Origin of the sequence: Hymenobacter siberiensis, assembly GCF_018967845.1 — a bacterium.
In the GTDB taxonomy this organism is placed as follows: Bacteria; Bacteroidota; Bacteroidia; order Cytophagales; family Hymenobacteraceae; genus Hymenobacter; species Hymenobacter siberiensis.
Genome location: NZ_JAHLZZ010000001.1, coordinates 1,647,583 through 1,668,393 on the forward strand (window position 1 = coordinate 1,647,583; position 20,811 = coordinate 1,668,393).

General features: G+C 61.8%; 20 protein-coding genes and 1 pseudogene. 13 read left to right on the plus strand and 8 right to left on the minus strand.

Annotated features, from left to right (window positions below):
* The first annotated feature begins 98 nt into the window (after positions 1-98).
* Both KQ661_RS07060 and KQ661_RS07065 read left to right on the plus strand, forming a co-directional pair.
* A complete protein-coding gene (locus KQ661_RS07060; protein WP_216686003.1) occupies positions 99-626 on the plus strand; it encodes a PPC domain-containing DNA-binding protein in 528 nt (175 codons plus the stop codon).
* Between the two features lie 56 nt (positions 627-682).
* Positions 683-1,180, plus strand: coding sequence for a PaaI family thioesterase (locus tag KQ661_RS07065; protein WP_226915749.1), 498 nt, complete (start codon positions 683-685; stop codon positions 1,178-1,180).
* 5 nt (positions 1,181-1,185) lie between these two features.
* Here the strand turns inward: KQ661_RS07065 and KQ661_RS07070 are convergent, their stop codons facing one another.
* The 3 genes from KQ661_RS07070 to KQ661_RS07080 form a co-directional block, all read right to left on the minus strand.
* Positions 1,186-1,518 (minus strand): hypothetical protein, encoded by a 333-nt coding sequence (locus KQ661_RS07070; protein ID WP_216679974.1) that lies wholly within the window; start codon positions 1,516-1,518, stop codon positions 1,186-1,188.
* Positions 1,519-1,621: 103 nt separating this feature from the next.
* Positions 1,622-3,148: a DNA integrity scanning protein DisA nucleotide-binding domain protein gene (locus KQ661_RS07075; protein WP_216679975.1), complete on the minus strand. Its 1,527-nt coding sequence runs from the start codon at positions 3,146-3,148 to the stop codon at positions 1,622-1,624.
* 75 nt (positions 3,149-3,223) lie between these two features.
* Positions 3,224-4,039: an energy transducer TonB gene (locus KQ661_RS07080; RefSeq protein ID WP_216679976.1), complete on the minus strand. Its 816-nt coding sequence runs from the start codon at positions 4,037-4,039 to the stop codon at positions 3,224-3,226.
* A gap of 429 nt (positions 4,040-4,468) precedes the next feature.
* Here KQ661_RS07080 and KQ661_RS07085 point away from each other — a divergent pair, with 429 nt between their 5' ends.
* The 4 genes from KQ661_RS07085 to KQ661_RS07100 all read left to right on the plus strand — a co-directional run bounded on the left by KQ661_RS07085 (position 4,469) and on the right by KQ661_RS07100 (position 8,497).
* Positions 4,469-4,879 carry a RidA family protein gene (locus tag KQ661_RS07085; protein ID WP_216679977.1) on the plus strand — a complete coding sequence of 137 codons (411 nt, stop codon included), beginning with the start codon at positions 4,469-4,471 and terminating at the stop codon, positions 4,877-4,879.
* A gap of 58 nt (positions 4,880-4,937) precedes the next feature.
* Positions 4,938-5,900, plus strand: a complete 963-nt coding sequence (locus KQ661_RS07090; protein WP_216686004.1) for a bestrophin family protein — start codon at positions 4,938-4,940, stop codon at positions 5,898-5,900.
* Between the two features lie 71 nt (positions 5,901-5,971).
* A complete protein-coding gene (locus KQ661_RS07095) occupies positions 5,972-6,259 on the plus strand; it encodes a hypothetical protein (RefSeq protein ID WP_216686005.1) in 288 nt (95 codons plus the stop codon).
* An 84-nt stretch (positions 6,260-6,343) separates the two neighbouring features.
* Positions 6,344-8,497: an FUSC family membrane protein gene (locus KQ661_RS07100; RefSeq protein ID WP_216686006.1), complete on the plus strand. Its 2,154-nt coding sequence runs from the start codon at positions 6,344-6,346 to the stop codon at positions 8,495-8,497.
* 88 nt (positions 8,498-8,585) lie between these two features.
* Here KQ661_RS07100 and KQ661_RS07105 read toward each other — a convergent pair whose 3' ends face one another.
* The 3 genes from KQ661_RS07105 to KQ661_RS07115 form a co-directional block, all read right to left on the minus strand.
* Positions 8,586-9,926: a sensor histidine kinase gene (locus tag KQ661_RS07105; protein ID WP_317196076.1), complete on the minus strand. Its 1,341-nt coding sequence runs from the start codon at positions 9,924-9,926 to the stop codon at positions 8,586-8,588.
* The gene (locus tag KQ661_RS07110) at positions 9,927-10,379 is read right to left on the minus strand and encodes a 7TMR-DISMED2 domain-containing protein (protein WP_317196148.1); all 453 of its coding nucleotides are present in this window, start codon (positions 10,377-10,379) and stop codon (positions 9,927-9,929) included.
* Between the two features lie 235 nt (positions 10,380-10,614).
* The gene (locus tag KQ661_RS07115; protein ID WP_216679982.1) at positions 10,615-13,725 is read right to left on the minus strand and encodes a PAS domain S-box protein; all 3,111 of its coding nucleotides are present in this window, start codon (positions 13,723-13,725) and stop codon (positions 10,615-10,617) included.
* A gap of 3 nt (positions 13,726-13,728) precedes the next feature.
* Between KQ661_RS07115 and KQ661_RS22515 the strand changes: the two genes are divergently transcribed.
* A complete protein-coding gene (locus KQ661_RS22515; RefSeq protein ID WP_262898295.1) occupies positions 13,729-13,863 on the plus strand; it encodes a hypothetical protein in 135 nt (44 codons plus the stop codon).
* Between the two features lie 227 nt (positions 13,864-14,090).
* Here KQ661_RS22515 and KQ661_RS07120 read toward each other — a convergent pair whose 3' ends face one another.
* Positions 14,091-16,157, minus strand: coding sequence for a S9 family peptidase (locus KQ661_RS07120; protein WP_216686008.1), 2,067 nt, complete (start codon positions 16,155-16,157; stop codon positions 14,091-14,093).
* Between the two features lie 363 nt (positions 16,158-16,520).
* On the opposite strand from KQ661_RS07120, the gene KQ661_RS07125 reads away from it, so the two are divergent.
* Together KQ661_RS07125 and KQ661_RS07130 are read left to right on the plus strand one after the other, a co-directional pair.
* A complete protein-coding gene (locus KQ661_RS07125) occupies positions 16,521-16,751 on the plus strand; it encodes a hypothetical protein (protein WP_216686009.1) in 231 nt (76 codons plus the stop codon).
* 15 nt (positions 16,752-16,766) lie between these two features.
* A pseudogene (locus KQ661_RS07130) lies at positions 16,767-17,174 on the plus strand (class I SAM-dependent methyltransferase); the annotation flags it as partial.
* A gap of 99 nt (positions 17,175-17,273) precedes the next feature.
* On the opposite strand, the gene KQ661_RS07135 reads toward KQ661_RS07130, so the two are convergent.
* Positions 17,274-17,462, minus strand: coding sequence for a hypothetical protein (locus KQ661_RS07135; protein ID WP_216679986.1), 189 nt, complete (start codon positions 17,460-17,462; stop codon positions 17,274-17,276).
* A gap of 289 nt (positions 17,463-17,751) precedes the next feature.
* Between KQ661_RS07135 and KQ661_RS07140 the strand changes: the two genes are divergently transcribed.
* The 4 genes from KQ661_RS07140 to KQ661_RS07155 all read left to right on the plus strand — a co-directional run bounded on the left by KQ661_RS07140 (position 17,752) and on the right by KQ661_RS07155 (position 20,751).
* Entirely contained in the window at positions 17,752-18,006 is a 255-nt protein-coding gene (locus KQ661_RS07140; protein WP_168672096.1) for a hypothetical protein, read from the plus strand.
* 24 nt (positions 18,007-18,030) lie between these two features.
* A complete protein-coding gene (locus tag KQ661_RS07145; RefSeq protein WP_216679987.1) occupies positions 18,031-18,759 on the plus strand; it encodes a hypothetical protein in 729 nt (242 codons plus the stop codon).
* A 25-nt stretch (positions 18,760-18,784) separates the two neighbouring features.
* The gene (locus KQ661_RS07150; RefSeq protein WP_216686010.1) at positions 18,785-19,450 is read left to right on the plus strand and encodes an SHOCT domain-containing protein; all 666 of its coding nucleotides are present in this window, start codon (positions 18,785-18,787) and stop codon (positions 19,448-19,450) included.
* 128 nt (positions 19,451-19,578) lie between these two features.
* Positions 19,579-20,751, plus strand: a complete 1,173-nt coding sequence (locus KQ661_RS07155) for an L-dopachrome tautomerase-related protein (protein WP_216686011.1) — start codon at positions 19,579-19,581, stop codon at positions 20,749-20,751.
* The last annotated feature ends 60 nt before the right edge of the window (positions 20,752-20,811 follow it).

Below are 20,811 nucleotides of genomic sequence, written 5' to 3' on the forward strand. Positions count from 1 at the left end.
TTTGCTCGTTTCTGATTCGTCAAGCAACCAGAAATCAGTAACCAGAAACCAACATGTCCGGCAGGCTTTGGTAAGCCGGGTATGCCGTTCTTTGGGCGATGTTTCCACGACTTCTGCTCCTGCTTCTGTCAGCCGGCCCCGCGCTGGCCCAATCTGTCAGCCCCGTGCTTCCCGCCGCCCAATCCTCCGCCCTCAAAACCTACGCCCTGCGCCTGCGCCCCGGCGATGATTTGCGCCAGCAGCTCACGGCCTTCGCGCAGCAAAATCATATTCTGGCCGGCACGATGATTACCTGCGTGGGCAGCCTCACGGTGGCCACGCTGCGGCTGGCCAACCAGGAAGGACCCAGCGTGTACAAAGGCCATTTTGAGATTGTGTCGCTGGTGGGTACGCTTTCTGCCAATGGCTCGCATTTGCACCTGGCGGTTTCGGACAGCACGGGCCGCACCATCGGCGGGCATTTGCTGGATGGCTGCCGGGTGTACACCACCGCCGAAATTGTGCTGGGCGAGCTGCCGCAGCTGGAGTTCCGGCGCGAAAAGGACGACACGTTTGGCTACCAGGAGCTGGTGGTGCGGTCGGCTCCCAGTCCGGCCGATGCAAAAGATAAAGCACGCAAATACTAGCCGATATTCTGGCCGGCCGGGGCAATAGCAACGGCCCGAAAACGTACCTTCGCCCCATGACTACTGCCACCGATACCCCGCAAGCCGCCGCCTTTCGCCGCCAGGTGCTAAGCCCCACGAAGCTGCGGCTGTTCATGATGCGCAAGCTGCCCATGGCGTGGCTGGCGGGCCTGCGTCTCACGCAGCTCACGCCAGAAACGGCCACGGTCACCATTCGCTACAAATTCCTCACCCAGAATCCGTTCCGTAGTCTCTATTTCGCCTGCCTGGCCATGGCAGGGGAGTTTGCCAGCGGCATCCAGGGCATGATGCAGGTGCAGGCGGGCGGGCCGGTTTCGATGCTGGTGACAAGCATTCAGGGCGACTTCACGAAGAAAGCCGTGGGCCTCATTGCCTTCACCTGCCCTGATGGCCCGCTCATTGCTCAGGCCGTGGCCGAGAGCCGTGCCACCGGCGAGGGCCGCACCGTAGTCTGTACCAGCACTGGCGTAGACGAGGCTGGCGACGTGGTGGCGGTGTTCAAGCTCACCTGGTCGTTTCGGGCAAAGCGGTAGGCGGGTTATTGGCCCGGCTTCTGCAGCAATTGCAGAATGTGGTCGAGCTTACCAGTTACTCCATCCAGCTGGGTTTCTACCCCATCTAGTTGGGTTTTCATCACGTCCTGCTGGGTTTTCATCACATCCTGCTGGGTTTTCAGGTCATTCTGCTGCGCTTTCATCGTCAGTTGCTCACGCAATAAGAAACTGATGTTTTCGCCTTGCTGAACGACTGCCGTGCTTACCTGGCTTATGGCAAAGCTCAATTGCTTGAGCTGAGCAGTGTGCCTGTCCAGGATGCTCATCGTTTCGGAAAGCAGCGGTTCGAGTTGATTGAGGCGGTCGTCGGCAGTCATCGGATATGAAAGGCTAGGGAAAAGTGCCTGGTGAGTTTGGGGGCAGGAGGCAATAAAGTTACGTAAGTTGTCGTAAGAATATCGCCCGACGGGTGTTGTTTTCTTATTCCTTCACCGAAGTAATCACGTCCACCATTCCGTCCTCGCTCACCACGATGGCGATGCAGGGATAGTCGGAGCTTTCCACGTAGCGAAGGGCCGAGTTGTAGCGCGCGCCCCGCGTACCGTCGCCCCGGCCCGAGGCGCGGCCGTCGAGAATGACCCCAATGGAATAGCAGTAGCCCTCGGGGTCGAGGAGCACCGCGCCGTCGATGCTGGTGACGAGGCGGGTGATGAGCGGCGTGAGCGGCACGGGCTCGATGAGCATGCATTGTAGCTTGAGGCGGTCGGCTTCGGCCAGGGCCTCGGTGGTGATGACCAGGAGTGTGCCGTGCTTCTGGCGGCTGGCTTCGAGCACCACGTCCCAGAGGCGTTCTACTTTGGGCGCGTCGGTGAGGGCGAAGGTGCGCTTGAGGGCCTTGCGGAAGGCCGGCCGGCTGAGGCGCGGGCGCGGCAGGCCGGGCAGGCCGTAGTGCGAGCGCATGAGGATATGCCCGGCATGCTGAAGCTCCCAGGCGTAGTGCGTCACGAAGCTGATAACGAACAAATCCTCGCGCACGGCATCGTAGTGGCCAATTTGGCGGCCCAGGGCGTACACGTTTTCGCCGTCGGCGAGCAGGTGCACGTCGGGCGTGGCCATTTCCAGCAGCTTGCGCACGGCGCGGTAGTCAGTGAGCTCGGTGGGGCAGGTGAGGGCGAATACCTCTTCGATGTTGGGGTGGCCGCGCCGGGCCAGCAGCAGGTTGCCCACGCCCTCGGCGCCCTCGTAGCGCAGGCTGCTGATGGTGTTGCAGGTGGCAAACAGCTTGATAGTAGCCGGGTCGAGGCCCAGGGCCTGGGCGGGCGTGTCGAGGAAGGTTTTGCCGGCGGCGCGCAGTAGCTCCTCACTTTCGCGGGGCCGCATGAAGATGCTGGCCCCCGGCTCGGGCTCGCTCAGGGCTTTCACGCCTTCCTCGTTGAAGCGGTACATGGCGGCCAGCAGCAGCGACGGGGCCAGCGGCTTGCCATCGGTGTAGTAGCGGGCGGGCTGCAGTGAAGGGTAGGCCCGCAGCGGCTTGCGCAGCAAGCGCAGCACCGTAGTCACAAAGTATCCGTTTATCTCTACCGGCCAGCCGGCAAAGTGCTGGTACTGGCCCTGCCCATCAAGGGCATTGAGGGTTTCCTGCACGGCATCGCGGATGCCGATGCCCTGGTGCTTGCGCCGGATGGCGGCGGCCGTCACGTCGTCGCGGTCGGGAAAGGGCCAGGGCGTGGTGAGCTGGCGCACGCGGCCCCGCGCTACCACGTCGGAAAATGCGGCGGCGGGCAGGTCGCTGTCGACGGGCTCCAGGCAGCGGGCGGGCAGGGTGTCGTCGGCGGGCAGGGCGAGCAGCAGCACAAACGGCTTCAGGTCGTCATCTAGGGCATCGAACAAGTCCTGGGCCAGCGCCTGGGCTCCCTCGCGGTAGCGCACCTGGTAGGGCCAGATTTGGGCCGGCGGAACGATGATGGCAGGCGACTTTGAGGCAGCTAAGGAGCAGGAAGAGAGCATGGGTGGGGCAGCAGAGACTAAAAAAACGCCCCTCCTTTTTATTTTAAGGAGGGGATGTTTGTCGTTTGGTTGAATTTACAGTTGGAATAGAACCGGCAACACCATCTTTTGCTTCATGGGCTTGCCCTGAAACATGGCTGGCTCCCATTTCGGGGCGGCCTTTATCAGCCGCAAAGCCTCTTCGTCCAGTCCGGAGCCCATCTTCTTAATAACACGAGCATCTGTCAGACTGCCATCGCGTTGCACCATAAATTCGACCATGACTTTGCCCTGAATATTGCGTTTGCGGGCCAGGCCGGGGTACTGCTGATTTTTTTCAATCCAGTCGAAAAAAGCCTGGTTGCCGCCCACGGGCTGGGTGGGGCGGTCGGGGGCCACCACGGCGGGGCGGTCGGGATTGGCTGAGGCGGCAATGTCGGCGGCGGAGGTGGTGATGGGCCGCTCCTTGGCCGGCCCGCCGATGGTGACGGTGCTGCCCGGCGACATCACGAACGATACCGGCACCACCACGCGCTGGCGCACCACCTGGTTGCGGTGCTTGGCGGGCGTCCATTTTGGGCCGCTTTTGATGAGGCGTATGGCTTCGGCATCAAGTTCGGGGGCCACGGGCGTTTCGACTTTCACCTCATTCACGGTGCCGGTTTTTTCCACCACAAAGCTCACCTTCACGGTGCCCTGAATGCCTTTTTGCATGGCCGTGGCGGGGTATTTCTGGTGCGCGGCTAGGAACTGGGCGTAGCGCTCGGTGCCACCCAGGGGCACGGCGGGCTGCTGCACCGAGTCGTACACGGCATTGGCCGTGGGCTTGGGTGGCATCTTGCGCTTCTGGGCGTGGGCCGACAGGCTGAAGAAACTAAGGCCGCCAAGCAGCAGGAGCATCGAGGTTTTCATGCGTAGAAAAGGGAGCAGAGGAGGGGTAATGAGAAAAGACGGTTGAACCGCAAAGGCCATACCTGCCAAGATAGTGCTGGCGCGCTCTGCAAAGAACGGCAGCCCGCGCCCCGCGTGGTTTCGCCTTCCCTGTTGCATGATGTACTTTGAAGCGAAATACCTCATACCCCGACACCGAAAAACGGAGCCCCAGCGGGGTCGTACCCGGAGTGCGGTATGTCGGTAGTATCGGTCGCTTTGATAAAACGTCAAATCCCCAGCGGGGTCGTACCATCTGGGCGGCACTCGTTCGACGAGTGTCGCCCTCCGGGTACGACCCCGCTGGGGCTCAACGTGCCATCTGGGCCGATATTGCTGCCGATACGTTGCCCTCCGGGTACGACCCCGCTGGGGCTGACCATCTTCTCATTCCTCATTAAGCGAAGCGTTATGACTACCGAAAGCCGCGCCCCCGAGCCCGTGGGTGCCTACCCCTACACCCGCCGCGTGGGCAACCTGTTGTTTCTGTCCGGCGTGGGCCCGCGCCAGCGCGGCCAGAAAGCCATTCCCGGAGTGGAAGTGGACGAGGATGGCAACATTCTGCGCTATGACTTTGAGAGCCAGTGTCACGCCGTGTTTCAGAACGTGCGCTACATTCTGGAAGAAGCCGGGGCCGAGTGGGACGATTTGGTGGACGTGACCGTGTTCCTGACCAATATGAGGGACGACTTCCCGACCTATAACCGCCTCTATGCTGAGTACTTCGCCACGGCCCAGCCCTGCCGTACCACCCTCGAAATAAACTGCCTGCCCACGCCCATCGCCATCGAGCTGAAGTGTATTGCCGCGCTGCGGAATTAATCGGGATTTAATGCCAGCGGCGTAACACCCCGGGAAAATTAATAGTTATTGCCCCCTCATGTACGTTCGCAAAAACCTCCGCTGGGAAGTAGTGTGGCAGCTCACACGCCGCAGCCTGCTCATTTTTACCGTTTATAACACGCTGATTTGCCTGCTCTACGGGCCACTCAACGTGCACGTTCTCGATATTCCGTGGCAGCCCGTGGCGCTGCTCGGTACGGCGGTGGCCTTCTACATTGGTTTCAAAAGCAACGGCTCCTACGACCGGTTCTGGGAAGGCCGGCAGTTGTGGGGCAGCATCGTGAACACGAGCCGCGTGTGGGCCATCCGCTCCTTCGATTATGTGCAGGCCATGCCCGACGGCGTGGGCCCCGACCCGCGCTACATCACCGAGCTGCACCGCCGCCTGCTCTACCGCCAGATTGCCTGGTGCAACGCCCTGTGCCTGCACCTGCGCCGCCAGACCGCCGCCCTCTGGGACACCGAAGTAGCCCCGTTCCTGCCCCCGGCCGAAGCCCAGATGGCCAAAATGCTCAGCAACCCGCCCACTCACCTGCTGCGCCGCCAGAGCGTGGAGCTGCGCGAGCTCTATAAGCGCGGCCTGCTCACCGAGTTCCGCCAGGTGGCCATGATGCAGACCATTCAGGACCTGCTAAACGCGCAGGGCGGCTGCGAGCGCATCAAGAATACGCCGTTTCCGCGCCAGTTTGCCTACTTCAGCTTTGTGTTTGTGTGGGTGTTCGCGGCCATTCTGCCGCTGGGTTTGGTGGAGGAGTTTGATAGCCGTCAGGCCCTGGGCCAGTACCACGTCTGGCTGATGGTGCCGTTTTCGGTGCTCGTATCGTGGGTATTTAACGTGATTGAAGTGGCGGGCCACACCAGCGAAAACCCCTTCGAAAATGACATCTACGACGTGCCAATGACGGCCATCTGCCGCAGCATCGAAATCGACCTGCGCGAGCTGCTCGAAGAAACCGAGCTGCCGCCCAAAGTCGAGGCGGTGAATGATGTGATGTATTAGTCTATATGGAGCGGGGGCGGCCGTGGGCCAAAGCCAATGGGCTACACCCGGCGGGGCGTAATTTTGGGGCAATGAAATTTCCATTGACTTTGGCCCACGGCCGCCGCGCCGCGCTGTTGGCTGCGTTGGCCCTTGCGCTGCCCGCATGCCAGGCCGACCAGCAGCGCCTGGCCCGCCTCGAAGCCGGGCAGCAGCAGCAAACCCGCGAGCTGGCCCGCCTGCGCCAGCAGCTGGCCGACAAGGAAGAAGAAGTAGCCGAGCTCGAAACCTGCGTCGACGACCTGGAAAGCGTCGTATATGAAGACGGCGACTCGACGGCCTACGACGAGCCTGAACGCCCGTCGCTGCAGCAGTTGTAGCGCGAAATACTGCGTGCACGCGCCGGCCTGCTAACCCATTTGGTCGTTCTTCGCGTTACTTGCGGTATTACCCGCTCCCGCCGCATGAACCACCAGACGCGCCGCCTCCGATACTTCTTTTCCGGCCAGAATTTTTCCGATGGGGTACGGGTCACGGTGTCCATTCTGTTGCCGGCGGTGCTGCTGGGGCAGTGGGGGCATTTCGAGGCGGGCCTGAGCATCGCGACCGGGGCCGTGTGCGTGAGCGTGACCGACACGCCCGGCCCGGCCGCGCACCGCCGCAACGGCATGCTGGCCGCCCTGGTGCTGGTGGGCCTCACGGCCCTGCTCACGGGCGCGGCCGCCCTCAACGTTTGGACGCTGGCCCTCGAAATCGGGGCGCTGAGTTTCGGGTTGACCATGCTGCTTGTCTGGGGAGCGCGTGCGGGGGCCGTGGGCACCGCTACTTTGCTGAGCGTGGTGCTGCTGCTGGCCCACCCACCTGCCCTGGCCGCCGCGCCGGCCCACGCGGGCCTGCTGCTGCTGGGCGGCATCTGGTACGCGGGGCTGGCCCTGGTGGCCTACCAGGTGCGGCCCTACCGCCCGGCCCAACAGGCGCTGGGTGAGTGTATTCACGCCCTGGCGCGGTTTCTGGACCTCAAAGCCAAGTTCTACAACCCCGCCACGGCCCTGGAGGAGGACTACCGCCAGCTGGTGGCCCAGCAAGTGGTGGTGAATGAAAAGCAGGAAGCCGTGCGCGACCTCATCTTCCGCACCCGCCAGATTGTGAATGAAACCACCAGCACCGGCCGTCGCCTGGTGCTCACCTTCGTGGAAACGGTGGACCTGTACGAGCGCATCACGGTGGGGTATTACGACTACTCGGCCGTGCGCGAAGCATTTGGCCACACCGGCGTGCTGGAAGACGTGGCCCGGCTCATCCGGCACGTCGCCACCGAATTGGACCACCTCGGCGTGGCCATCCAGACCAACCACGCGCACCCCGGCACCGGCCCCGTGCTCACGGCCGAGTGGGACCGCCTGCAGGCCCGCATCAGTGCCCTCGACACCGATGCGGATTCCGGTGCCAATGCGCTGGTATTGAAGAAAATACTGGTGAACCTGCGCGACATCATCCAGCGCGTGGGCAACATCCGTCGCTATTTTGATGAGGCCCTTTCGGCCGCCGCGCCCGCCGCCAGCCGTGCCGCCGACCATACCCAGTTTGTGGCTCGCCAGGAAATCGAGCTGCGCGCCCTGAGCCAGAATTTTACCATGAAATCGGCCGTGTTCCGCCACGCCGTGCGCATGACCGTGGCCTGCCTGGTGGCCTATGCCGTGGCCGAAACCCTGTGGCACGGCCAGCACAACTACTGGATTCTGATGACGGTGACCATCATGCTCAAGCCCGGGTTCAGCCTCACGCGGCAGCGCAATACCGAGCGCATCATCGGCACGCTGGCGGGCGGGGCGCTGGGTGGCCTCGTGCTGTGGGCCGTGCCGTGGCCCGAGGCCCGGTTTGCCGTGCTGGTGGTGTTTATGGTGGTGGCCTACAGCTTTCAGCGCACCGTGTACCTGGTTACGGTGGTGTTTCTGACGGCTTATCTGCTCATCATGTTCCGGTTTCTGGGGCTGAGCTACCTGGGCGTGGCGCAGGAGCGCATCACCGATACGCTCATGGGCTGCGCCATTGCGTTTTCGGCGGGTTACTTGCTGTTTCCCAGCTGGGAATCGGAGCAATTGACCGACTACATGGCCGCCGCCCTGCGCGCCAACCTCGCCTACTTGCGCCAGCTGGCTGACCGCCTCGCCGGCCGCCCCCTCACGCCCAACGACTACCGCTTGCTGCGCAAAAACGTGTACGTGAGCGGGGCCAATCTCGCGGCGGCATTCCAGCGCATGCTCACCGAGCCCAAAAGCAAGCAGCACCGCCCCACCGAAACCCACGAATTTGTGGTGCTGAACCACATTCTCTCCTCCAACATCGCGGCCCTCACCGGCACCCTGCGCGAGGCCGCGCCCGCCGTGCCGCCCTTCCCGCCCGACAGCCGCCGCGCCCTCACCAGCGCCGTGGCGGCCCTCAGCAAAAGCCTGGCTCGCATTGCGCCCGCCACCGCCGCGCCCGTTGAGGAGCTGGCTGCTCCCGAGCCCAATATCTCCGTCGAAGCCGCCGACGACAAGCTGCTGCTGGAGCAGCTCACGTTTCTGCAAAAAGTAAGCGGAGATATCGGCAAAGTGACGGAGGTTTTGGCGGGGTAGGGGCGAAGCGGTGCTTCGCCCCTGGGTGCACGGAATCGTTGTCTTGGCGCGAACGACGGGCGAAGCACCGCTTCGCCCCTACAGTAATTCAGCACGGTAGGCGCACTATTACCCGCGTGCCCACCTTTGGCACCTCAATGCTCACGCTGCCGCCCAGGTAGGCCGCCCGGGTGCGCACCCCGCGCAGGCCAATGCCCGTCAGTGGCGTGTCTTCGCCCCGGCCGAAGCCGCGGCCGTCGTCGGCCACGCACAGCTCCAGGGCGGTGGGGAGGCGGTGTAGGTGCACGTGCACCTGACGGGCCTGGGCGTGGCGCACGGCGTTGTTCACCAGCTCGGCCATGATGCGGAAGGCGGCCGACTGCACGGCCGGCGGCAGCTCGTTGAGGCCGGGGCCGAAATCGGTGTGTACCTGCGGCGTGCCGTGCAGGTTGAGCATGTCGCGCAGCGTGGTGATGGAGGTGGTGAGGCGGTTGGTAACCGATTCGGCCGGCAGCAGGACGTGGCTGATTTGCCGCGCCTGGTTGTAGAGCTCGCGCAGCATATCCTCGTTGAGCTGGCCCACGGCAGCGGCGGCGGGGGCCGAAGCCAGGGCGGCGCGCATGGCCTCGCTTTGCCAGGCCATGTGCAGGGCGGCGATGTTGGGACCCAGGGCGTCGTGCAACTCGCGGGCCAACTGCTCGCGCTCATCGTCCTGCGCCGCGATGAGGCGGGCGCTGTGTACGTCGCGCTCGCGCTGGCGCAGGTGCTGCACGCGCAGCCGGGCATTGTGGCGTAGCGTATGCCGGAAGCGGCCAGTGAGCAGGGCGCTCAGTATCAGCAGCTCCAGCATGAGGCCCCAAGCCAGGGTATTGGGGTGGATGGGGTTGAAGCTGTTGAGGCCCAGATGATTGAGCCAGAAGATGCCGTAGCCCACAAAGAAGAAGAAGAAGAAGGTGAGGGCGTAGTATGCCGCCAGCCGCCGCCAGCGCCGGTGCCGCAGCAGGGCCAGCAGCACCGTCCAGCCGTAGCCGAACACCAGCACCATCAGTACCTCGCGCACCCCGTTCAGCACTTCCACGGTGGGTAGGCTGTGGCGCACCGCCCATGGAAACAGCCCGGCGTAGCCCGCCACAAACCCTACCACCACGCCCGCCAGCCAGTTGCCGGCCCGGTGCAGGCGCGGCCAGCTGGCCCGCAGCCGCAAAAACAGCTGCATGATGCGAATACCCGCCGCTGCCGCCAGCAGCATAAAATTATACTGCCCCACCGACCACAGCAGCCGGTACGGTCCGGCCGGGAGCAGCAGGGCATCCAGCCCGTCTTCCATCATCAGAAACAGCGTCACACCCACCATGTAGGCCACGTACCAGAGGTGAATACGGTCGCGCAGAAACGCAAAAAGCACCAGGTTGAATAAGGCGCTGCTTAAGTGAAAGCCCAGCAACCACACTCAGTGCCGCTCAAACGGAAAGCCCATTTCCCAAGCCAGGAAATATTCGGTGGTTTCGATGTGGGTGGGCAGGTAGATGCTGTCCGTGTGGGCATCCACGCGCAGGTAGAGCACGACCGCCTCGCCGGGGTCCAGCGCAAATGGGAAGCTGAGCGACCGCGCCGGAAAGGCCCGCCCGGCGGCCGGCACCCAGCAGCTGGCCGCCGGGCGGGTAAACTTCGCCTTGCCCGCCCGCCGGCAATACAGCGCCGCACTGTTGGTGAAGTTGAAAATGCTCCACAGGAAGCGCAGGCGCAGGGGTTCGGTGTTGCGCACGGGCAAGCGCATCCACACGCGGCGGTGCATCAGGCCCAGGTTGAGCGGCTTGTGCCAGGGGCCGGGCCGGAACCGGCCGGCGCGCCACGCGGCCTCGGTCCGCTCGGGGTCGTGCGCGGGGCCCGAAGGGCTCGGTATAGTAGTGGTAGGCTTCCGAGAGGTGCGCGCCCTTGGGGTCTTTCAGCAGCAGCCGTGTCGCGCAGGGCCTGGGGCGGCGCGTCCTGGGCCGCCCCAGGCTGCCAGCAGCTCAGTATCAGTACCAAGAATAGACAAAACCGCATAGGCCGATGCTAACAGGCTGCTGAATCGGCAAATAACAATTAATTCATTTAATATTCATTTATTTAAAAAGAAAAAATCCGGCTGATTCGGCTTAGTTCTGTGCCCGCGCTGGGTGCAGCGTTTGCGAAAGCCGTTGCAGCTTCTCTTCCAGCTCCTGGGCGGCCAGCGCGCACACGGCTTCAATTTTGGAGAACAGGGCGTGCACCTGGACCACGATTTCGGTGCTGTCGGCTGCGGCTTCGGGGGCAATCAGGACGGCGGCCAGGGCTTGCAGGTCTTTGGCGTGGTCCTCAAATTCCTGGTTGATGCCAATGGTGGCGAAGGTGGGAATGATGGAATGCGTGGCCGATTTCAGGGCTTGCCACTGCTGCTGCTCAATGGCGTTTTTCATGGTTTGCACCAGCTGCGGAATCTCCTGCAGATATAGGTAAATCATCTCGGCCATGCGCGCGTCGCTCTTGGTGATGCGGCGCAGGTAGTCGAAGTTGACGCAGGTGAGTGGGGGCTGCAGCGCGGCCTCGGGCGGGTGGCCCGGCGCGGCGGCGGGCTTGCTGTAGCCCGAGCTTTTCAGGTACTTGATGATTTTGCTGTAGAGCAGCTTATCGTCGATGGGCTTCGAGATGTAGTCGTTCATGCCCACAGCCTTGCATTTTTCCACATCCACGGTGGTCACGTCAGCGGTGAGGGCGATGATGGGCACCTTGAGCTTCAGCTCCTTGCGGATGTATTCGGTGGCGTCGAAGCCATTCATGACGGGCATTTGCAGGTCCATCAGCACGATGTCGAAGGGCGTAGTTCTCAGTTTTTCGATGGCAATCTGCCCGTTGCCGGCCACTTCCATCTCAAAGCCAAAATCCTCCAACAAGGTCTTCATCAGCAGCTGGTTGAGGGCAATATCTTCCACTACCAGTATTTTAACGTCCTTAAAGCCGGCTTCCAGCTCGATGTTCAGGCCGGTTTCTATTTCGGCCTTTTCCAGCGTTTTCGTAAAGCTCAGAATGAAGCTGAACGTGGAGCCCTTGCCCACCTTGCTCCGCACGCTGATGGTGCCCCCCTGCGGCTCCACCAGGTTTTTCACAATGGCCAGGCCCAGGCCCGTGCCGCCGTACAGGCGGCTGGTGCCGCTGGTGGCCTGCTGAAAATTGTCGAACACTGTGCCCAGCTTGGCCTGCTCGATGCCGATGCCGGTATCCGTCACGGCAAACTCCAGGATAACCTTTTCCGCATCCTGCACCAGCATCCGCACGCCCACCGTGATGCTGCCTTCGCTGGTAAATTTCACGGCATTGCTCACCAGGTTCAGAATAATCTGGTGCAGGCGCACGGGGTCGCCCACCAGCACTTCCGGGATTTTCTCGTCGTATTCCATCACCAGCTCCAGATTTTTCTCCTGAATCTTGGTTTCGAACAAGTGCACCATGGCCGACACCGAAGCCGAGAGCTTGAACGGAATCTGCTCGAAGGTCATCCGGCCGGCATCCACCTTGGCCAGGTCCAGAATGTCGTTGATGAGCACAATCAGCGTGTCGCCGCTTATCTTGATGGCCGTCAGGTATTCGCGCTGCTTGTCGGTGAGCTCCGTTTTCAGCACCACCTTCGTGAAGCCGATGATGGCATTCATGGGCGTGCGAATTTCGTGGCTCATGTTGCTGAGGAACTGCTGCTTGGCTTTCACGGCATCCTCGGCCGTCTGGGTGGCGCTTTCGGCTTTGGCCTGGGCTTCCTCGGCCAGCACGGTGGCGCGCTCGGCCGCAATTTTGGCCTCCGTCAGCTCGGTGGCAATGCGCTTCTGGTCGGTCACGTCGCGGGCCACAATCACCACGCCCAGCACCAGCCCTTCGTCGTTCTTATACACCGAGCCGTTGAACAGCACGTCGGTCAGCTTGCCGTCTTTGTGCCGCAGCGTGAGCGGCGAATCGGCCACGGTGCCCTCGGCAAACACCTTCTGGTATACCTCGCGGGCCATTTGCGGCTCCGTGAAATAGGCAAAGAAATCGGACCCAATCAGCTGCTCGCGCTCAATGCCCGTGATGTACACCGTGGCCAGGTTCGTGTCCGTAATCTTGCCCTCCGGGCTGATGGTGACCAGCGGGTCGCGGCTGGCCTCAATCAGGCTGCGGGCGTAGTTGGCAATGCGCAGCTCGGCCGCCCGCTTCACCTTCTCATCGTTCTGGAAGGCCAGCTCCTTGTTGGCAATCACCAGCTCCTGCGCCCGCTTTTCCTTCTCGTCATTCTGAAACGCCAGCTCAATGTTGGCAATGCCCAGTTCGGCGGCACGCTTCTCCTTCTCGTCGTTCTGAAACGCCAGCTCGGTGTTGGCGATGATGAGCTCCTGCGCCCGCTTCTCCTTCTCGTCGTTCTGAAAGGCCAGCTCGGTGTTGGCCACGCTCAATTCCTGCGCCCGCTTTTCCTTCTCGTCGTTCTGGAAAGCCAGCTCGGTATTGGCCACGCTCAGCTCCTGGGCGCGCTTTTCCTTCTCGTCATTCTGAAACGCCAGCTCCGTGTTGGCGATGCTCAGCTCCTGCGCCCGCTTCTCCTTCTCGTCGTTCTGAAAGGCCAGCTCGGTGTTGGCTACGCTCAGTTCCTGGGCCCGCTTTTCCTTCTCGTCGTTCTGGAAAGCCAACTCTTCGTTGGCAATGCTCAGCTCCTGGGCGCGCTTTTCCTTCTCGTCATTCTGAAACGCCAGCTCCGTGTTGGCGATGCTCAGCTCCTGCGCCCGCTTCTCCTTCTCGTCGTTCTGAAACGCCAGCTCTTTGTTGGCAATCACCAGCTCAGCGGCGCGTTTTCCCTTCTCATCGTTCTGGAAAGCCAATTCTTCGTTGGCAATGCTCAGCTCGTCGGCCCAGTTTTTACCGGCCACTTCGCGGGCCACCAGCACGCCGCCCAGCACCAGGCCGTGGTCGTCCTTGTTCACCGTTCCGTCGAACAGCACCTGCGTGGGCGTGCCATTGGCGTGGCGCAGGGTGCAGGCCACGTTGGTGACGGCCCCGGTGGCCAGCACCTGCTGGTACACCTGCTCCAGCGCGGCCGGCTCCGTGAAATAGGTGAAGAAATTGGAGCCCATCAGCGCGTCGCGGTTCACGCCCGTCATCTTGACTGCTGCCTCGTTGGTGTCGGTAATATTGCCCTGCAAGTCGATGGTGACCAATAAATCCTGGCTGGCTTCAATAAGCCGGCGGTAACGCTTTTCGCTTTCCTTCATGGAGTGGTTGAACTGGCCCGGCAGGCAAGTTTTCGCTATTTTTATAATGATACGGGCGGGCCTGAAATCCGCGGCAAACCGCTGCCGCACCCTAAAAACCAGCATAATGCCGGTGTATACGGCGTGGGGTATAAATAATTGTTTTTCAGAAAAACAACCTGCTTGAAAGGTACCGATTTTTCGCCCGGCAATAGCTGAATGCCTCTTCATCTGCCGTTCCGCCCCGGCCATCGCCTTGATGGCTATCTGGTTTGAGCCAACGGATAAAATGCGTGCCCGCGCCGAAAGCCGCCCGCCCCCAAGTCCCAACGCCAGAAAGTCCATCCGGACGACCGGATGGACTTTCTAAAAACGATTGAGCCAACTTACTTGCCCGCCTGCCCGCCGGGCTTCAGCGTGCGGCCCAGCCACTCAAAAAACACCCGCTGCCAGAGTACCGAGTTTTGCGGCTTCGTCACCCAGTGCCCCTCGTTGGGCAGGTACAGAAACCGGCTCGGAATACCGCGCAGCTGCGCCGTGCCGAAGGCCTCCATCGCCTGCCCCTCGGGCACCCGAAAATCCTTGCCGCCCTGGATGACCAGAATGGGCGTATCCCAGTTTTTGACGAACATCTGGGGGTTGAATTCCTGGTAGGATTTGCTGGGCGTGGCGTCCCAGGGCGCGCCGCCCATGTCGTGCTTGGCGAAAAACATTTCCTCGGTGCTGGGGTACCAGCTGGTGAGGTTGTAGAGGCCGTCGTGCGAAATAAAGGTTTTGAAGCGGCCTTCGTGGTGGCCGGCCATGTAATACACCGCGAAACCACCGTAGCTGGCACCCACGCAGCCGCGGCGGTCCTTGTCCACAAACGGCTCCTTGCTGATGGCATCAATCGCCGAGAAATAGTCGCGGATAGCTTGGCCGCCCCAGTCGCCCGAAATAGCGTCGTTCCACTCGCGCCCGAAGCCGGGCAGGCCGCGCCGGTTGGGCGCCACCACGATGTAGCCATTGGCCGCCATCAGCTGGAAATTCCAGCGGTAGCTCTGGCTCTGGGTGATGGGGGCCTGCGGCCCGCCCTGGCAGTAGAGCAGGGTGGGGTACTTTTTGGCCGGGTCGAAATCGGGCGGGTAAATCACATACACCTGCATCTGCTTGCCGTCGGTGGTGGTCACGCGGCGGTCCTCCACCTTGCCGAATTTGATGCCCGCCAGCTCCTGCTGGTTAATGGTGGTAAGTGGCGTTTCCTTGCCCGTTTTCAAATCCAGCCGCACGATGTCGGCGAAGGCCGAAAGGGTGGTGCGGTTGGCCACGGCCTGGTCCCGGCCCACCAGCTCAAACGCGTTGTAATTCTGCGCGCCGGTGGTGAGCTGACGGATTTTGCCGCCTTTGCCGGGCACCGCAAACAGCTGCTCCGCGCCCGTCACCACGGCCAGGAAGTAGAGGGTTTTACCGTCGGCGCTCCAGCGTACGTTGCCCGCGCTCAGCTCCGAGCCTTTGGTGATGTCAACGCGCTTTTTGCTGGCGAAATCATACACCACAATGCCGTTGCGGTCGCTCTCGAAGCCGGGCGTGGCCATACTCAGCCAGGCCACCTGCTTGCCATCGGGCGAGAAGCTGGGCTCGGTGTCGTAGCCACCCAGGCCCTCGCTCAGGTTCACGGTTTGCTGGTTGTGAATATCGTAGAGGTAAATGTCGGCGTTGGTGCTCTCGGCCTCGGCCTTGCCAGTCAGCTTGCGGCTGGTGTAGGCAATGCGGTAGCCGTCGGGCGAAAAGGCCAGCTGCTCTGAGCCGCCGTCGGGCATCAGCGGCGAGTCGAATTTCTCGCCGGGCATCAGGTCCTTGCCGTAGCCTTCGGGCTTGCCGTCGGCGTTCAGGGGCTGAAAGAAGACGTGGCTGGCGAGGTGGTCGTCCCACACGTTCCAGTGGCGGTAGTTCAGGTCGTCGATAATTTTGGCGTCGGCCTTGGGCAGGTCCGGGAACAGGTCGAGCGTGGTCGGGCTCGATTTCACATCCTGCGTGTAGAGGATGAAATTGGCCTTTGGTGCGTATTTCAGGTTGCTCAGGCCCTGGTCGGGGAAGTCGCTGAGCTTCTGTTTGCCGCTGCCATCGGCACTCATCACGTAGAGCTGGTCGGTGCCGCCTTCGCCCGAAATGAAGGTCAGCTTGCCATCAGGCCGCCAGTTCAGGGTGTTTTCCGAGCCGGGCGTGTCGGTGAGTTTCTTTGGCGTGCCACCGGCCACGGGCACGGTCCAGATGTCGGCGTTGCCTTTGTTCTCGGCCAGGTTGTATTTGGTGACGGTGTAAGCCACTGTTTTGCTATCGGGCGACACCTGCATTTCGCCCAGTCGGCCCAACTGCCAGAGCTTTTCGGGCGTGAGCACGGCGGATGGGGGAGGGGTTTGGGCGGCCGCCGCGAGTGGGAGCAAGGCCAGCGCGCCAAGAAAGAGCTTGTTCATGCCCGAAAATTACAGCCTCCGGCTGGATGGCGCGTGAAAGCGCTGAGCGAGGTAATGGAGTTGTTTAGAAAGTTACAAAATGTCCCCGAACGGTCATGCTTCGCTGCGCTCTGCATGACCGTTCGGGGACTTTCTAAACAGCTTAAATATATATTATTCGCTATTTAATGAATAATTTTAGGCTAATCCACTTAATTCGAACGCACTATGAAATCATCTTCCTTGCTGCGGCTTCTGCCGGCCAGCTTGTTGCTGAGCATGGCCCTGTTCCTGATACTGAGCCCGGCCCGGGCGTAGCAGCCTGCCCCCGCCGCGCCCGCCAAGCGCAGCCTACCGCCTATCCCCGGGCTGGGCCCCGACCCCGTGCTGCCCGCCAGCCCCACCGCCGCCCAGCAAGCCGCCTACAACCGTGAAATGGCCGAGCGCACCCGCCAGCGCTGGAACTACCTGCTCATCGATTCGCTGATGCGGGCCCGCGTGCTCAACGAGCAGCCCGATGCCCTGCTGGTCGAAACCGTGAGAAACCTCAGGCCCGGTACTGCCTTCGACGCCGACATGGGCGAAGGCCGCAACGCCATTTACCTGGCCCAGTAGGGCTGGCAGGTAACGGGGGCTGACGTGGCCGAAAAAGCTCTGGATTACGCGCAAAAAAGAGCTGCCAGCCTCGGCGTCAAAATCACCACCGAAGTAGCCGACATGGCCCAGTACGACTGGGGTACCAATAAATGGGACCTCATTGTGCTGAGCTACGCCGGCGGCCACGACTACGCCGCCCGCATCAGGCGCGCTCCGAAACCCGGCGGCCTGGTCGTGCTCGAAGCCTTCCACATGGATGCCACCGAAAAGCTGCAGGTAGTGGGCGGCGACTACCGCGTGTTTTTCCAAACCAACGAGCTGCCTACCTTATACAAAGCCGCCGGCCTGAAAATAGTGCGCTACGAAGAGCTCATCGGCACTGCCGACTTTACCTGGCAGCAGCTGCGGCTGGTGAAAATGGTGGCCCGGAAACCACTGTAGCCGTCGGTATATCAAAACAGCGCCTCCCGTAATCGTTTGCGGGAGGCGCTGTTTTTGTGGGGTGACAGCCACTTGGCATCGTTGGAACTGACCAAGAAATCATTTGTCGGCTTTCTTACGGTCCGAGCCGCCGGGTTGTTTCCCGCCGCCGTCGTTTTTATTCACCGTGGCCCAGGCGCGGGCCTCGGCTTCCTTCTCCGAAACGCCTTTCTTCTCGTAGCCGTCTTCAATGTGCTCGGCCTGGCGCTTCTGCTTGTCGGTGTACTTCGATTTATCTCCCTGAGGCATGGCAGTAGTGAAATAAAAGTGAAAAAACCCGGTCCGTAGCACCGGACCACCGGGCTTTTTACGCACGGCAGCGGAGAGGTGTTAGGTCGAGCTTAGACCACAGATTTATCGGATTTTAACGGATGGGAACGGGTTTTTTGGAGTTCCGATTCAAGTGTATTTAAGTCGGAATCGCCTTTCATCCCAAAAATAAGGGCTAGATTCGACCAGCTTTTGGAGGTAGTCTGTTGGGTGGCGAACCCCAAAAAAACTGTTCCCATTCGTTAAAATCCGATAAATCTGTGGTCCTGTGCGTCACGTTGCCGACATCCCCCATCCCGCCGTCAAAATCACGCTCCTGGCCTGGAACGGCAAGTTCCTGCTGAAACTGGAGCAGGGCAACCTGGAACAGACCTATAAAGTGGCCGAGCTCGACCTGCTCACCGGCACCGATGCCGAGGCCCGCGAGCTGCTTGACGACGAATTTCTGGCCGCCGCCATTGCCCGTTTCCAGGCTATGCGCGCCGATTTGCAGGCCGCCTTCGACCGCCACGAGCTGCGCTAACCGCCGTTTTTTACCCCCTGCGTTATGTCTAAAATTTGCTTTCTGCTGCTGATGCTGGCCAGCCTGCTGGCGGGCACCCCGGCTTCGGCTCAGCTCTACGACGTGCGCCCCGGCGACGTGAACTACAACAAAAAGCCCCGTGCCGCGCTCAAAGTACAGGTTGATGGCAAGGCCACCGATGTGCGCGCGTTTTTCCAGGATTGGATGAAGAGCAGCTACAACGTGAAGTTCAAGGCCGGCGGCGTACTGGGGTTCAATAAAAGCGACGTGCTGGTGGCCCGCCAAACCCCCGCCAGCACCATTTCGGGCAAGCTGGTGGACCTTTACGCCACCATCATCGCCCCGTCGGATTCGGTGGCGGAGGTGGCCATTTTCGGTGGGTTCGATGATAATACCTTCTTCGACCCCAGCAGCACCAAAACCGAGTACGATGCCCTGCGCGCCATTGCCCAGAACTTTGCCGGGGCTGCCCGCCTCAAGGCCTACCGCGACATGATTGCCGAAGCCGAGAAGAAGCTCAAAGCCACCGAAAAGGAAAAAGAGCGACTCGAAAAGGAGCAGGCCGCACTGAGAAGCAACACCGAAGCCAACCTGGCCCGCATTGAGGAGCTGAAGAAAAAGAACGCCGAAAACCTGCTGCAATCGCGCACCGATTCGGCTTCGCAAACCAAAAACAACCTGCTGCTCGACGAAAGCCGCCTGCGCCTGCAACGCCGCCGCGACCGCCTTTCGGCCCTCGACCGCAAAAACTAGGCCCACCGCCGGCCGTATTCTGGTCATGGACAACCCCAATTCACCCCTCGACACCCTCCGCCAGCTCAAGGAAATGCTGGATTCCGGGGCCATTACGCCCGCCGAGTTCGAAGCTTTGAAGCAGCGGCTGGTGTTCGCCACGCCTGCTACGCCGGCCCCCCTGGCCGCTCCCGAATTTATCGCTCCCGGGCCGGTGGTGCCGCCTCCGCTCCCCGTGTTCGAGCCCTCGCCCGTAGCGGTTGCGCCCAATGCGCCGCTGGCCGAAGAGCTGCCCACCCCCGCGCACTTCCCCGCCGGCCCCGAACCCCTGCCCGAGCCCGCCTGGCGAACCCGCGACGAGTTTCCGCCCATGGCTGAAGAGCCGGCCCGCAACTCGCTGGCCCTGATTCTCTCCATTGGGGGCGTACTGGCATTTCTGGCGGTGGTGCTGTACCTGAACATGAACCGGCCGCCATCGGAGCACATTTCCAGCACCAGCCAAACCGCTGCCGATTCGCTGGCCCTGGCCGCGCCCATCGAAACCGGCCCGCAGGCCGAGCCGTTGCCTACCACCGTGGCCGTTCCCGAAACCGTGCGTGTGGCACCCGCCCATCCTGCACCGGTTGTCATGCTCCGCCCCCCGCGCCCGCGCTCGGATTCTGCAGCTGTTGCCCCGCGAACTACCGCCCTGGATTCGGCTGCGCACCAATAAGTCAGCGCCTGTCACGGGCGAGCTTACTCTTGTCTGCTCCAACGTGCGCGCCAGCCGGCCGTATGAGAAACTTCTGCCCATCCCGGCTGGTTTTTTTGCGTTTCCTGCTCTCCTAAACACCACGAAACATGTCTTTTTCCAAGCTGCTCTTGCTCAACGTGGCCGCCGGCCTGCTGCTGGCCGGCTGCTCAGCCCCTTCCGGCAAAGCCGACACGGCCGCTACCGGCTCGGCCCCCGATGCCACCGGCACCAGTGCCGATACGGCCGCCACCAATTCGCCCCTGCAAGTGGTGGCCGAGTTTACCGACCCGCAGATGGTGGGCGTGGCCGTGGCCCCTGGCGGCGAAATATTCGCCTGCTTTCCGCGTTGGGACTACAACCCCGTGTACCCCATTGCCAAAGTGGGCCCCAACAACACCCTCTCGCCGTATCCCAACGCCAGCTGGTGCATGTGGAACGACTCCGTGAAATCGGAACCGCTCAAGCACTGGATTTGCCCCCAAACCGTGTTTGCTGATAAATCGGGCATGGTCTGGATTCTAGACCCCGCCGCGCCCGGCCTGAAGTTTACCGTGCCCGGCGGCCCCAAACTGGTGAAAACCGACCCTAAAACCGGCCAGGTTCTGCTCACCATTTCTTTCCCGGCCGATGTGGCCCCGCGCAAGTCCTATCTCAACGACGTGCGCATCGACCTGCAGAACAACTACGCCTACCTCACTGAATCGGGCACCGGCGCACTGGTTGTCACCGATTTGAAAACCCTGAAATCGCGCCGTCTGCTGGCCAGCCATCCTTCCACCAAAGCCGTGAAAGGCCTGGTCATCAAAGCTGAAGGCCACCCGATGCTCGACCCCCAGGGCAAGCCCGCCCAGTTCAATGTCGACGGCATTGCCCTGAGCACCGACAATACCTGCCTCTACTACTGCCCGCTCACCGGTCACACCCTCTACCGCATTAAAACCGCCGTCCTGCGCGATGCCGCCCTAAGCGAAGCCCAACTGGCCCAGGCAGTTGAAACCGTGGGCGAAATCCCCGCCTCCGATGGCCTCGAAATCGACGCCGCCAACAACGTTTACCTCACTTCCTTTGAGCAAAGTGCCCTGTTGCGCCGCACGCCCGCCGGCAAAATCGAAACCGTAGCCAAGGATTCGCGCCTGCAATGGCCCGATACCTACAGCTTCGCCGCCGACGGCAACCTGTACGTGGCCAACTCCGCCATCCACAAAACGGCCACCTGGAACAAGGGCGTGGGCCAGCCCCGCCAGCCCTTCCGCATTTTCAAAATGGCAATGCCGAAATAGGGCAATCGGCGAATTATTCAAAACGTGAAAAAGGCCGCACCTGACAAGGGTACGGCCTTT